Origin of the sequence: Phaeobacter gallaeciensis, from assembly GCF_001678945.1 — a bacterium.
GTDB lineage: Bacteria > Pseudomonadota > Alphaproteobacteria > Rhodobacterales > Rhodobacteraceae > Phycobacter > Phycobacter gallaeciensis_A.
This window is the reverse complement of record NZ_CP015124.1, coordinates 865,991-878,582: the sequence shown is the minus strand read 5'-3', so window position 1 is coordinate 878,582 and position 12,592 is coordinate 865,991. Positions and strand designations below refer to the sequence as shown.

Annotated in this window: 13 protein-coding genes; 6 read left to right on the top strand and 7 right to left on the bottom strand. The window is 62.5% G+C overall.

All coding sequences use genetic code 11. The features are described 5' to 3' along the window. Positions 1-5: 5 nt before the first annotated feature. The 4 genes from gor to JL2886_RS04160 all read left to right on the top strand — a co-directional run bounded on the left by gor (position 6) and on the right by JL2886_RS04160 (position 5,439). Positions 6-1,361: a glutathione-disulfide reductase gene (gene gor / locus JL2886_RS04175; RefSeq protein ID WP_065270862.1), complete on the top strand. Its 1,356-nt coding sequence runs from the start codon at positions 6-8 to the stop codon at positions 1,359-1,361. Positions 1,362-1,440: 79 nt separating this feature from the next. Beyond that, a complete protein-coding gene (hflK, locus tag JL2886_RS04170; RefSeq protein WP_065270861.1) occupies positions 1,441-2,592 on the top strand; it encodes an FtsH protease activity modulator HflK in 1,152 nt (383 codons plus the stop codon). Continuing rightward, positions 2,592-3,473, top strand: coding sequence for a protease modulator HflC (gene hflC, locus JL2886_RS04165; protein ID WP_065270860.1), 882 nt, complete (start codon positions 2,592-2,594; stop codon positions 3,471-3,473). Before hflK ends, hflC begins: the two co-directional genes overlap by 1 nt. Positions 3,474-4,008: 535 nt before the next feature. After that, on the top strand, positions 4,009-5,439 hold the full coding sequence (locus JL2886_RS04160; protein WP_237028448.1) for a Do family serine endopeptidase: 1,431 nt from the start codon (positions 4,009-4,011) through the stop codon (positions 5,437-5,439). A gap of 284 nt (positions 5,440-5,723) precedes the next feature. Here the strand turns inward: JL2886_RS04160 and JL2886_RS04155 are convergent, their stop codons facing one another. From JL2886_RS04155 to JL2886_RS04145, 3 genes are all read right to left on the bottom strand, one after another. Then, complete coding sequence (locus tag JL2886_RS04155) at positions 5,724-6,392, bottom strand: Crp/Fnr family transcriptional regulator (RefSeq protein ID WP_065270858.1); 669 nt, start codon at positions 6,390-6,392, stop codon at positions 5,724-5,726. 108 nt (positions 6,393-6,500) lie between these two features. After that, entirely contained in the window at positions 6,501-7,025 is a 525-nt protein-coding gene (locus JL2886_RS04150) for a peptidoglycan-binding domain-containing protein (RefSeq protein WP_237028418.1), read from the bottom strand. A gap of 135 nt (positions 7,026-7,160) precedes the next feature. Beyond that, positions 7,161-7,574, bottom strand: a complete 414-nt coding sequence (locus JL2886_RS04145) for an OB-fold nucleic acid binding domain-containing protein (RefSeq protein WP_065270856.1) — start codon at positions 7,572-7,574, stop codon at positions 7,161-7,163. 153 nt (positions 7,575-7,727) lie between these two features. Here JL2886_RS04145 and JL2886_RS04140 point away from each other — a divergent pair, with 153 nt between their 5' ends. Together JL2886_RS04140 and JL2886_RS04135 are read left to right on the top strand one after the other, a co-directional pair. Next, positions 7,728-8,051: a 2Fe-2S iron-sulfur cluster-binding protein gene (locus JL2886_RS04140; RefSeq protein WP_065270855.1), complete on the top strand. Its 324-nt coding sequence runs from the start codon at positions 7,728-7,730 to the stop codon at positions 8,049-8,051. A gap of 83 nt (positions 8,052-8,134) precedes the next feature. Beyond that, a complete protein-coding gene (locus tag JL2886_RS04135) occupies positions 8,135-8,884 on the top strand; it encodes a VCBS repeat-containing protein (protein ID WP_237028417.1) in 750 nt (249 codons plus the stop codon). 130 nt (positions 8,885-9,014) lie between these two features. On the opposite strand, the gene JL2886_RS04130 is transcribed toward JL2886_RS04135, so the two are convergent. The 4 genes from JL2886_RS04130 to purD all read right to left on the bottom strand — a co-directional run bounded on the left by JL2886_RS04130 (position 9,015) and on the right by purD (position 12,454). Next, complete coding sequence (locus JL2886_RS04130; RefSeq protein WP_065273522.1) at positions 9,015-9,476, bottom strand: GNAT family N-acetyltransferase; 462 nt, start codon at positions 9,474-9,476, stop codon at positions 9,015-9,017. A gap of 17 nt (positions 9,477-9,493) precedes the next feature. Continuing rightward, entirely contained in the window at positions 9,494-10,111 is a 618-nt protein-coding gene (locus JL2886_RS04125; protein WP_065270854.1) for a LuxR C-terminal-related transcriptional regulator, read from the bottom strand. A gap of 112 nt (positions 10,112-10,223) precedes the next feature. Next, the gene (locus JL2886_RS04120) at positions 10,224-11,105 is read right to left on the bottom strand and encodes a bestrophin family protein (protein WP_065270853.1); all 882 of its coding nucleotides are present in this window, start codon (positions 11,103-11,105) and stop codon (positions 10,224-10,226) included. Between the two features lie 83 nt (positions 11,106-11,188). Next, positions 11,189-12,454 (bottom strand): phosphoribosylamine--glycine ligase, encoded by a 1,266-nt coding sequence (gene purD, locus JL2886_RS04115; protein ID WP_065270852.1) that lies wholly within the window; start codon positions 12,452-12,454, stop codon positions 11,189-11,191. Between the last annotated feature and the right edge of the window lie 138 nt (positions 12,455-12,592).

Below are 12,592 nucleotides of genomic sequence, written 5' to 3'. Positions count from 1 at the left end.
ATTCCATGAGTTTTGATTATGATCTCTTTGTCATTGGCGGTGGCTCCGGCGGCGTACGCGCGGCGCGGGTGGCGGCTGGCGGTGGTGCCAAGGTCGCACTGGCCGAGGAAGACCGCTATGGCGGGACCTGCGTAATCCGTGGCTGCGTGCCCAAGAAACTGATGGTCTTTGCCAGCGAATACTCGGGCATGGTCGAGGATGCTCAGGCCTATGGCTGGGACATTCAGCCGGGCGCCTTCAACTGGGATGCCTTCAAGGGCAAGCTGGAAGCGGAGCTGGACCGGCTGGAAGGGATCTACCGCAATCTTCTGAAAAACAGCGGTGTCGAAAGCTTTGATGCGCGCGCGAAACTGGTCGATACCCATACCGTGGAGCTGTCTGACGGCAGCCGTAAAAGCGCCAAGCACATCCTGATTGCCACCGGTGGCCGTCCCATCGTACCGGAGTTCCCGGGCAGCGATCTGGCGATTACCTCGAACGATATCTTCCACCTCGACAAGCTGCCCGAAAGCATCCTGATTGTCGGTGGCGGCTATATCGCTTGTGAATTCGCCGGCATCATGAACGGTCTGGGCGTGAAAACCACGCAGTACTACCGCGGTGCGCAGATCCTGCGCGGCTTCGATGACGAGGCCCGCGGTCTAGTCTCTGATGAAATGTGCCAGGCCGGGATCAACCTGCATCTGGGCACCAACGTGATCGAGATGGCCCGCGAAGGCGACAAGATCCGCGTCAAGGCCACCAATGGCGACGAGGCGCTGTTCGATCAGGTGATGTATGCCACCGGTCGCGCCCCCAATGCCGATGATCTGGGGCTCGAAGGTCTTGGCATCGAACGCGGTCGCAAGGGCGAGATCCTGGTCGATGAATACAGCCAGACCGGTGTGCCGTCTGTCTATGCGATTGGCGATGTGACCGACCGGGTGAACCTGACGCCGGTGGCGATCCGCGAAGGCATGGCCTTTGTCGAAACCGTATTCAACGGCAACCCAACCAGCCCGGATCATGAGCTGATCCCGACGGCGATCTTTACCCAGCCTGAAATGGGCACCGTGGGTCTGAGCGAGGAAGACGCGGCCAAGCAGGAGCCGATCGAGGTCTATGCGACATCGTTCAAGCCGATGCAGCAGGCCTTTGCCGGGCGCGCCCAGCGGGTTCTGATGAAACTGGTCGTCAGCCAGGCCACTCGCAAGGTGCTGGGATGCCATATCGTCGCACCCGGTGCGGGCGAGATGATCCAGCTGGCAGGCATTGCGGTCAAGATGGGCGCGACAAAAGAAGACTTTGACCGGACCGTGGCGGTACACCCGACCATGTCCGAAGAGCTTGTGACGATGAAGACTCCGGTCCGGACCGCTTGAATTATCGGTTTCGGACCACAGGTTAGGTCGCAGGAAAACATGTGCCGCAACCATGCGGCAGCAAAGGGATAGGAGACACATGGCGGGAAATAGCGGTGGTCCCTGGGGGGGCGGAGGCTCTTCCGGTGGCGGTGGAGGCAACCGGGGCGATAACAACGGCGGTGGCGGCGGCGGTGGCCGTCGCCCCGAGGATCCTCAGATTCCCGAAATCGACGAGCTGCTCAAGAAGGGCCAGGAGCAATTCCGGGTCCTGATGGGCGGCCGGGGCGGTGATGGCTCCGGTGGTGGTGGTCGCGGTGGTTCTGGCGGCGGTGCGCCGCTGTTCACCAAAGGCACCGTAGCCATTGGCGCGATTGCCGCTGCGGTTTTGTGGGGCATGGCCAGCTTCTATTCGGTCAAGACCGAAGAACGCTCTGTCGAACTGTTCCTTGGCGAATACTGGGATACCGGCCAGCCCGGTCTGAACTTTGCCCCCTGGCCGCTGGTCACCTACGAGGTGATCCCGGTTCTGGTCGAGCAGACCGAGAACATCGGCGCCGGTTCGCGCGGGGTTGATGCCGGGCTGATGCTGACGGGCGATGAGAATATCATCGACGTCGATTTCCAGGTCGTCTGGAACATCAACGAGCCGGACAAGTACCTGTTCAACCTGCGCGATCCGCGGGCCACGATTCAGGCTGTCGCCGAATCCGCTATGCGGGAAATCATTGCCCAGTCCGAACTGGCACCGATCCTCAACCGGGATCGGGGTGTGATCACCTCGCGGCTTGAGGAGCTGATCCAGTCGACGCTGGACAGCTACGACAGCGGCGTGAACATCGTCAGGGTCAACTTTGATGGTGCCGATCCGCCAGAGCCGGTCAAGGATGCCTTCCGCGAAGTGCAGTCCGCCGGTCAGGAACGTGACCGTCTGGAAAAACAAGCGGATGCCTATGCCAACCGGAAACTGGCCTCCGCACGGGGTCAATCCGCACAGACGCTGGAAGAGGCCGAAGCCTATCGTGCTCAGGTGGTCAACCAGGCCAGCGGTGAAGCCAGCCGTTTCTCGGCGGTTCTTGCCGAATATGAAAAGGCGCCTGAGGTGACCCGCAAGCGTCTGTATCTGGAGACCATGGAAGAGGTGCTGGGCAACGTGGACAAAGTCATCATCGACTCGTCCGTCGGCGAAGGCGGCCAGGGCGTGGTGCCTTATCTGCCCCTTAACGAGTTGCGCCGGACGGAGGGCAAGTGATGAAAAAGACTACGTTTATCCTCCCCATTCTGGTGATCGCCGTTGTCGCGGCCCTGTCCGCTGTCTTCATCGTGGACGAACGCGAAAAGGCGCTGGTGCTGCGCTTTGGCCGTGTGGTCGCGGTACAGGAACAGCCCGGTCTGGCCTTCAAGGTGCCGCTGATCGACGAAGTTGTCACCTATGATGACCGGATCCTCAGCCTTGAGGTTGGCCCGCTGGAAGTCACCCCCGAGGATGACCGCCGTCTGGTGGTCGATGCCTTTGCCCGCTACCGGATCACCGATCTGCGTCAATTCCGTGAGGCGGTGGGTGCCTCCGGCATTCCGGGCGCAGAAAACCGTCTGGACAAGATCATGCGCGCTCAGACGCGTGAGGTGCTGGGCTCCGTCAGCTCGAATGACATCCTGTCTTCGGACCGGGCTGCCCTGATGCTGCGCATCCGCAACGGTGCAATCAGCGAGGCCAGCGGTTTCGGGATCGAGGTGATCGACGTGCGTCTGAAGCGTACCGACCTGCCGCAGGCCAACCTCGATGCTACCTTTGCGCGGATGCGCGCCGAGCGTGAGCGAGAGGCTGCCGACGAGATCGCCCGCGGTGAGGAAGCCGCCCAGCGGGTGCGTGCGCAAGCGGACCGGACCGAGGTCGAATTGGTGTCCGAAGCTGAACGCGAAGCCGAAGTCATTCGCGGTGAAGCGGATGCGGAGCGCAACGCGATCTTCGCCGAAGCCTATGGCCGCGATCCGGAGTTCTTCGAGTTCTACCGTAGCCTCACCGCCTATGCGCGGTCGATGCAGGACGGTAATTCCTCGATGGTTCTGTCGCCGGACAGCGAGTTCTTCAACTACCTGAAATCCTCGACCGGTGGAGTTTCGACGCGATAACGCGCTGGTTTCACAGGGTTTCGAAGAGTTTCAAAAATAAAAGGGGGCCGACATTGCGTCGGCCCCCTTTTCATTTGCTCTGCGTGGCTTGCGTCGCGTTGGAGGGGCAGCCGGGCTGACGTCCGCTGCCGGAGTCTCCCCAGCCTTGGTCTGGCGGGAAAAGGCAGGGGCTGCAAGGAACACCCTGAGCTGCACCAAACCTGCAATTTTGTTCAAAACCTTGTGATGATCGCCACTCCGGGCATCCTGGTGGATTCTTGGCGCCCTTTAAGTGACGGATTAAATGGGGGAAAATGGCGTGCTCCGGTTCTCTACCGCTTTCACTTTGCCTCGAAGACGTGCAACATTCATTGCAGCGAGGGAGAGAGTCCCTACATTAATCCCATCCTGTACTTCTGCCGATCACGCGTGGAACCGCAGGCAGAGGTCAGGAGGAAAAACCGGAATGGCGATGACAAGGAGTAGTGCCGTGCAAGCACAGGCAATTTCTTATTCGGATGCGCAGGACAGGACAGGGGCGCCGTGGCGGCTTCTGATGCTCGCCCTGATCAGTAGCATCATGGTACTGGCCCAGGTCCTGATGGCCCAGGCCCGCCCCGAAAGCCTGGCACCGCTGGCGGAAAAAGTCAGCCCTGCTGTAGTCAACATCACCACCACGACCGTGATCGAAGGCCGGTCTGGTCCACAGGGGATCGTCCCCGAAGGCTCTCCCTTCGAAGATTTCTTTCGCGAGTTCCAGGACCGCAATGGAAGCAATGGCGGCAATGACCGTCCCCGCCGCTCTTCGGCACTTGGCTCCGGCTTCGTGATCTCCGAAGACGGCTATATCGTCACCAACAACCACGTGATCGAATCCGCTGACGAGATCGAGATCGAATTCTTCCCCGGCGACGGCCAGCCTGCACAGCCGCTCCCGGCGAAGGTGGTGGGCACCGACCCCAATACCGATATCGCCCTGTTGAAGGTCGATGCGCCGATGCCGCTGAAATTCGTGACCTTTGGCGACAGTGACACCGCCCGTGTGGGTGACTGGGTGATTGCCATGGGTAACCCGCTGGGGCAGGGGTTCTCTCTGTCGGCGGGCATCGTCTCCGCCCGTAACCGGGAACTTTCGGGTTCCTATGACGACTACATTCAGACGGACGCAGCCATCAACCGGGGTAACTCGGGCGGGCCGCTGTTTAATATGGATGGCTCGGTTGTCGGCGTGAACACGGCGATCCTGTCGCCTAATGGCGGCTCCATCGGGATTGGCTTTTCGATGGCGTCGAACGTCGTCAGCAAGGTGGTTAAACAGCTGAAGGAATTCGGCGAAACCCGCCGTGGCTGGCTGGGTGTGCGGATCCAGGACGTGACCAGTGACGTGGCCGAGGCGATGGGCATGGACAAGGCCAAGGGCGCTCTGGTCACAGACGTTCCCGAAGGTCCGGCACAAGAGGCCGGCATGCTGGCGGGCGATGTGATCCTCAGCTTTGACGGCAACGATGTCGAAGACACCCGCAGCCTGGTGCGCACCGTGGGCAACACCGAAGTCGGCAAGACCGTGCGCGTGATCGTCTACCGTGAAGGCAAGACCGAGACGCTCAAGGTCACGCTGGGTCGTCGTGAAGATGCCGAGCGCAAGGCCGGTCCTGCCGGTGGGGACGACACCCCGCAGGAGCAGACCGAGAAGCAGCTTCTGGGTCTGTCGGTTGGCGTTCTGAACGACCAGCTACGTGGTGAGCTGAATGTCCCCGAAGGCACCAATGGTCTGGTGATCCTTTCGGTCGACGAAACCTCGGAAGCCTGGGAGAAGGGGCTGCGCGCAGGTGATGTGATCACCGAAGCCGGGCAGCAGAAACTCTCTGGCATCAGCGATCTGGAGGCCCGTATCGACGAGGCCAAGGAAGCAGGCCGCAAGTCGCTCCTGCTGCTGGTCCGCCGCAACGGTGAGCCGCGTTTCGTGGCGCTCAATCTGGCGGAATAATACACGGATCTGTCGCCGGGCGCGGCGCAGGACTTCGTGCAAAAGGCCGGGCATTGTCCCGGCCTTCTCTATTTGGTGCCGGAGGCAGGTGGCGCCACGCTGGGCTTTGGGCGCGAATAGAAAAGAGCCATGTGCTGGCGGGCACATGGCTCTTGTAGGTACAGGCGGGCATTGGGATGGAACGGTAAATGCCTGCCCTTGAAATGACATTCGCAGATCAGCGGTCCCGGCTCTGTGACCCAGTTCACACCAATGTCAGAAAATGTGTTTTTGGGTCGTTTGGCTCAGATTAGTTCCGGTTCCGCCAGCAGGCCCAGGGCCGTGCGATCGAGGATCTGCAGGGCGCCGCGGTTGATTTCGATGATGCCGCTGCGTTTCCAGTTCGACAGTGTTTTCGACACCGCCTCGCGGGTGGCGCCGACGAATTCGGCAAGCTCACTTTGCGACAGTCCCAGTCGCCCGTCGCCGCTGTCCGGGGTAAGGTACAGCAGTTTGCGGGCCAGCCGGACCGGCATCGGCAGAAACACCTGTTCGTTCAGCTGTGCATTCATCCAGCGCATGCGCTGCCCGGCCAGCCGCAGCAAGTCTCCGGCCAGCTCCGGGTGCTGCTGGATCTGGGCCAGCACATCCCGGTTACGCAGCCGCCGGATACGGCTGGGCTCGCTGGCGGTGACTGTCGCGGTGCGGGCGCCCGGATCAAACAGGGCGATCTCTCCGAACACCGCTCCGGGGCGCATCAGATCGAGCGTCAGCTTGCGTCCCGCGATGGACAGGATCGAGAACTCCAGGGCGCCCTCGATGATGGCATAAAGCGCATCGCCGGTATCGCCTTGTTCGAACAGAACTTCGCCTTGGGACAGCCGGATGTCGCTGGCCTGGCTTTCCAGCATCTGCCGCAGCGGCGCTGAGGCCCCGGAAAGGAACCCTGTGTCCGGCAGGCGGTCATGTCGCATCGTGTCATCTCCGCAGAGGTTTGCCCGGGATGCCGTTGTCCGGCGCCGGTACGGTCTTTTGCGCCAGACACTATCAGAGGCATGGCGGGCGGGGAACTGCTGTTGCGCTTACGATTTCGGGATCGCGATCAGGCCCAGACGGCGGGCGCTGTCCAGCGACAGAATGTGGCTCTCAAGGCCGTGTCGCTGCTGATAGCGCAGGATCGCTTGCCGCGTGGGCCGGTCCAGCTTGCCGGTGACGCTGCCCTTGTAGTGCCCCCGCACGGCCAAGGCGCGCTGCAGCGAGGCGATGAAGTCCGGCGTCATGTCGACGGGGCAGGTGATCTGCAGCCAGCTTTCGGTGCGCGGGCGCACGATGTCCTGCCGGGTTTCGGTGCGGAACACGGCAGGCCGGATAAGTTTGCCCTCGGCGTCGCGCTGTTCCGGCTCGGCCAAAACCTGGACAGTTACCGTTTCGATGATGGCGGGGCTGACGTGGCGGTCCCAGCAACTGTCTGGCGCCGCGCCGGGCGGGGCTGCAGGTCGGGAGTGCGCATCAGCCCCGGTGTCGGGAGCACTGGCCGGTGTACAGGCGCTGAGCGCTGCGAATGTCAGAAGGATGACCGAGGACCGGAGCAGGGGCCGCCGCAGCAACCCTGCCAGATGTCTTATCTGGGGCGGCATCGACGGGCGTTTCAGCTGTCGTATCTGGAGCCTCGGCAAGGGGGCGCTGATCATATGCTCGGACCTCTGAGGGTCTGCAGGCAGACCGGCGGGTTTTGCCGCAGGTTAGTCCATTTTCTGCACTGGCGCAAAGGCCGGATCCTCGCTGCGTCCCTGACGGCTCAGCAGGATGTCCAGCATGCCCGAGATATCCTCGATCCCCTCGGCAATCACATGGGTGACACCGTCGCCGCGTTGCAGGCGGCCGGTGATCCGCAGAAGCCGCCCGGAAATGACGGCGCGGCGGTAGGCCTCGTATACCTTGCGCCAGACGATGACATTCACCACCCCGGTTTCATCCTCCAGCGTGATGAAGATTACCCCTTTGGCGGTGCCGGGGCGCTGGCGCAGGATCACCAGCCCGGCCACCGTGACGCGGGCCTGTTGCGGCACCCGCTCCAACCGGTCGGCCTGCAGACAGGCGGGCGGGCGAGGCCATCCGGGGGCGGTGCGGCTTTTCTGTGGTGGGGCGGGTGTCATCGTGACGCTTTGGTGGTTTGGAAATTTAGGAACAAGAATAGAACATGCATCGTCAAAGTCCACCCCTGGGCCGGGTCAGGGCAGATTGCACTGGTGCAGCGGCGGGGCCTTGGATAAACAGGCGGGAAGGACCGAGAAGGGGAAGAAACGACCATGGCAAAGATTACCTATGTCGAGCACAACGGCACCGAGCATGTTGTGGAAGTGGCCAACGGACTGACCGTGATGGAAGGCGCGCGGGATAACAATATTCCGGGGATCGAAGCCGACTGCGGCGGCGCCTGTGCCTGCTCCACCTGCCACGTCTATGTCGATCCCGCCTGGGTCGAGAAGCTACCCGCCAAGGACGACATGGAAGAGGACATGCTGGATTTCGCCTTTGAGCCCGATCCCGAGCGCTCCCGTCTGACCTGTCAGCTGAAGGTGACGGATGCTCTGGACGGTCTCGTTGTAAAGATGCCCGAAAAGCAGATCTGATGAAGTTGCCGGGGATGGGAGCGCGGCGTCTGCCGTTACGATCCTGGCCCTGGTCCATTCGCCGCACCGGGCAGGTGTTATGCATGTGGCTCCTGTGGGGGACCTCCCTGTCGATCGGTTCTGCCTCTGCGCAAGTGGTCGGAGTTGATAACGGACAGGGCGCCCCAAACGGGACTGAAGAAATCCTGTCCGCCGAGTATACCGGCCCGACCACACGCTATGCCCATGGCGTTCTGGGGGACGCGGTGGAGTGGTTCGGCCTCTCCCTGACGCTCGCAGGGCCGAATGGCACCGCTATGCGTGTCGAGATCGAATTACCCAAGGATCACGTGTTCGAGGATCTGAAACCGCGCCTCGTGGATCTGTCACTGGATGGCCGTGCCGATGCCGTCATGGTCGTGGAAACGGATATGGCGCAGGGGGCGGCGCTGGCGCTTTATGGCGCTGGTGGGAAGATCGCGGAGACGCCACACATCGGGCAAAGCAACCGCTGGCTGGCCCCTATCAGCGCTGCAGATCTGGATGACGATGGCCATGTGGAGCTTGCCTATATCGACCGACCGCATCTGGCCAAGACACTGCGCATCTGGCGCTATGACGGCAGGACGCTGACCGAGGTTGTAAACCTGCCGGGGTTGACCAATCACCGGATCGGGCAGGATTTCATCACCTCCGGCATTCGCAACTGTGAAAACGGCCCCGAGATTGTGACCGCCGATGCCAGCTGGTCCCGGATCATGGCCTCTCGCCTGACCGTCGCGGGGATCAAGTCCCGCGACATCGGCCCCTTTTCCGGAACACAGTCGGTTGAGGATGCCCTGACCTGCGAATAAGGCGCCATGCCCGCTGAGGAGCGTGGGAGCGCTGCACCACCGGGCCGCGCCGGACCCAAGGGCTGGAAGCATTCCGTGAATGTGCCTCAGCGGGCGGGAGGGCGACGATACACCTTCAGACAGGGCAACCTCAGACAGGGCGACGAAAGGTCAGCGAGGTTGGCCGGTCATAGCCGGGATGCGCCGTGGCGCCGACCTGCACAAATCCAAGCAGTGAAAAGGCCTGATGGTTTTCCTCCAGCTCCATGCGGGTTTGTAGCTCCACGGCGGGCAGGCCCAGTTCCCTTGCCCGCTGGGCCGCGTGATCCACCAGAAGGCGCGCCAGACCGGCTCCGCGGCTGCTTTCCTCCACCGCCAGTTTTCCAAGATACAGACCGTCCGGTTTCGGGGTCAGGAACATGCAGGCCAAGGGCGGCGTGCCAAGGATCCAGATCTCGCCGCGTCGGCATTGTTCCTGCAGCGCCTCTACCGTCAGACGCCGCATCGAGGAGGGCGGGTCAATGCGCCCCTCCATGAAGGCAAAGCTGCGCCGGATCAGGTCGAGAACCGCCCCAAGACGTGCATCCGACGCGGCCAGGCGCTCCGGTGTCAGCCGTGAGGAAACGCCAGTCACGGGCTGTTGCCGCCCACCACGTGATCGCCGCCGATATCCCCGAGCGAGGAGAACAGGCTGGCGGTATTGTTGGCTCCAACCTTTTTCAGAAGCCGCGCCCGGTGCACCTCGACCGTGCGATAGCTGAGCGTCAGGATCCGGGCGATCTCCTTGCTGGTCTTGCCTTCACGCAGCAGCGAATAGACCTCGCGTTCGCGCCGGGTGAGCGGTTGATAGGGGCGCACACCCGACAGGTCGGCAAAGCTCCAAACCGCGCGGCCCAGCGGCTCATCCGGGGTAAAGGTATGACCCCTCACCCGCACCCAGAACAGATCCCCGGTCTTGCGCTTCATCACCCGCTCGTCCCAGTAGGGATTGCCCTGTCCAAGGCTCTTGTCACCGCGGTTTCGCAGGTTCTGGAACTCTTCATCCGACGGGTAGAGGAAGGAAAACAGCTGGTCCAGCAGCTCTTCGCGGGCATAACCAAACATGTCGCAGAACCGTTGATTGCATTCCCGCAGCACGCGATTTTCCGTCACCACGATACCGACGGGGGAATATTCAAAGGCAAGTTGTGCCAGATCGCGGTCGGCATAGAGCCTGTCCAGCGTGGCGGGATCCGGGTGTTTGTCCATTGTGCATTGTGCCTCCCAGGCTTGACCCAAGTTAGTAACCTACCGCAAAGCCGCTGAAAACACTTATAGACAGCGCAAAAGCCGCAGGGTGGGCCGGGCAATGGGCGCGATCTCAGGTCAGGATATAGTTCTGCGGTGTCATCGGCGCGGGCGGGGTTTGCTCCAGATGGTCGCAAAGAGAAATCTCCGCCGTCCGGCACACCGCATCCAGCGGCAGGCCGTTCACGGTTTCGCCGAACGGGTGTGATAATTCCTCGGTCACTTCGGCAAGGCCGAAGAACACATAGGCCACGATGGCGACAAAGACGGGGGTCATCCAGCCGGTGCTTTCCAGCAGCGCAAAGGGGATCAGCAGGCAGTAGAGATAGGTGGTCCGGAACACCAGCAGCGAGTAGACGTAAGGCAGAGGCGTCGCGGCGATCCGTTCGCATCCGGCCTGGGCCAGGGTGATCGAGGACAGGCGCTCTGACAGCGCCTTGCGGGCAAACCCGTCGGGCACGGATGTTGCGGCCAATGTCGTCATCCGGTTCATCACGGCGCAGGGCGGATGCGGCGTTTGCGAGAAATCCTCACCGGCCCATGCGTTTGCCTGGGTGAAATCCGATGATTTGCGCAGATTGATCCGGTGCAGGTGGATGAACCCCAGCGCCAGTCGCAACAGCTGCTGCCGATCTTCGCGCTGCGGCAGGAACAGCTCCGCATCGCGGCCAAGCGCCCGCAGATCGGCCAGCAGTTGCCCCCAGAGGCAGCGTCCCTCCCACCAGCGTTCATAGGCGGCGTTGTTGCGAAAGCCGAGAAACAGCGACAGGGCCACGCCGAAGACCGCAAAGGGCGCCGCGTTGGTGTGGGGCAGCGCAAGAATATTTCCGTCCAGCCAGACCACCACAGCGGCCAGTGCGGAGACCGCAAGAATGCGCGGCAGTATGCGGGGCAGGACAGAGCCACGCACCGCAAACAGCAACGCCACAATGCCGGGTTTTTCGCGCAGGATCATCGGCAGGGTCCTTAAATAAAGGTGGGAGTGGTCAACTGAGGGCTGCCCCGGACCAGGTCGGCAGCCCCCGGAAACTGTACCTGCTACGACAGGGCGCGCCAGCCGATGTCACGGCGGAAGAACCCGTCTTTCCAGTCGATCTGGTCGACCATCGCATAGGCCCGGTCGCGGGCTTCAGCCAGGCTGTCGCCGCGGGCGGTGACGTTCAGCACCCGGCCGCCATTGGCCAGCACCTTGCCGCCGTCTGCCTTGGTGCCGGCATGGAAGACCATGTTGCTGCTGTCCTCGGGCAGGGCATCCAGACCGCCGATCTCGGTGCCTTTTTCGTATGAGCCGGGATAGCCATTTGCCGCCATGACAACGGTGATGGCGTGGTCATCGCCCCAGTTCACCTGCGCGTCGCTCAGGCGGCCTTCGGCGGCGGCGTGCATCAGGTCCAGCGCCTGGGCGCCAAGCCGCATCATCAGAACCTGACATTCCGGATCGCCAAAGCGCACGTTGTATTCCACCAGACGGGGCTGACCATCCTTGATCATCAGACCTGCATAAAGAACCCCCTGATAAGGCGCGCCGCGCCGGGCCATCTCGGCCATGGTGGGTTTGACGATCTCTTCCATGGCGCGGGCTTCGATCTCGGCCGATAGCACGGGGGCCGGGGAATAGGCGCCCATACCGCCGGTGTTGAGACCGGTATCGCCTTCGCCGACGCGTTTGTGATCCTGCGCGGTGCCGATGGACAGCACGTCCTCGCCATCCACCAGTACAAACAGCGACGCTTCCTCGCCCTCCATGAACTCCTCGATCACCACCTCAGCGCCGGCGCCGCCGAAGCTGCCACCGAACATGTCCTCGATGGCATCCAGCGCGGTCTGTTCATCCATCGCGACGATGACGCCTTTGCCTGCCGCCAGACCGTCGGCCTTGACCACGATGGGAGCGCCTTGTTGCTTCACATAGGCCTTGGCGGCCTCGGCATCGGTGAAATGACCATAGGCTGCGGTCGGCGCCTTGGCCGCGTCGCAGATCTCCTTGGTAAAGCTTTTGGAGGCTTCCAGTTCCGCTGCCGCCTGCGAGGGGCCAAAGACCAGAATGCCCGCCTCGCGCAGCCGGTCGGCAACGCCAGCGGCCAGCGGCGCCTCGGGGCCGACGATGACGAAATCGATGGCGTTTTCCTCGGCAAAGGTCACCACCGCGCCGCCTTGCTCGATATCAAGGCTGGCACAATCGGCGATCTGGGCAATGCCCGCGTTGCCGGGCGCCACGATCAGCTTGTCGCATTTGGGGTTCTGCATCACCGCCCAGGCCAGAGCATGTTCGCGCCCGCCGCTGCCAAGGATAAGGATATTCATCGCGTCTTCTCCGGTCTGTCCGCCCCGGAACCGGAGCGTATATCGCCATGCGGCAGCGGCCTGTCTGGGGCGGGAAATGACACCTGCGCCGGGGGCTTGCCATGCTTGTCGCGGGTTCTATGCTGCGCGGGCCTGTAA

Bases quoted from the DNA above. Each gene is read 5' to 3' on its own strand.
- JL2886_RS04155 (WP_065270858.1), bottom strand. From the start codon at position 6,392: ATGCGACATGACCGCCTGCCGGACACAGGGTTCCTTTCCGGGGCCTCA.
- gor (WP_065270862.1), top strand. From the start codon at position 6: ATGAGTTTTGATTATGATCTCTTTGTCATTGGCGGTGGCTCCGGCGGC.
- JL2886_RS04135 (WP_237028417.1), top strand. From the start codon at position 8,135: ATGTGGCTCCTGTGGGGGACCTCCCTGTCGATCGGTTCTGCCTCTGCG.
- JL2886_RS04145 (WP_065270856.1), bottom strand. From the start codon at position 7,574: ATGACACCCGCCCCACCACAGAAAAGCCGCACCGCCCCCGGATGGCCT.
- JL2886_RS04140 (WP_065270855.1), top strand. From the start codon at position 7,728: ATGGCAAAGATTACCTATGTCGAGCACAACGGCACCGAGCATGTTGTG.
- hflK (WP_065270861.1), top strand. From the start codon at position 1,441: ATGGCGGGAAATAGCGGTGGTCCCTGGGGGGGCGGAGGCTCTTCCGGT.
- hflC (WP_065270860.1), top strand. From the start codon at position 2,592: ATGAAAAAGACTACGTTTATCCTCCCCATTCTGGTGATCGCCGTTGTC.
- JL2886_RS04160 (WP_237028448.1), top strand. From the start codon at position 4,009: ATGCTCGCCCTGATCAGTAGCATCATGGTACTGGCCCAGGTCCTGATG.
- purD (WP_065270852.1), bottom strand. From the start codon at position 12,454: ATGAATATCCTTATCCTTGGCAGCGGCGGGCGCGAACATGCTCTGGCC.
- JL2886_RS04125 (WP_065270854.1), bottom strand. From the start codon at position 10,111: ATGGACAAACACCCGGATCCCGCCACGCTGGACAGGCTCTATGCCGAC.
- JL2886_RS04120 (WP_065270853.1), bottom strand. From the start codon at position 11,105: ATGATCCTGCGCGAAAAACCCGGCATTGTGGCGTTGCTGTTTGCGGTG.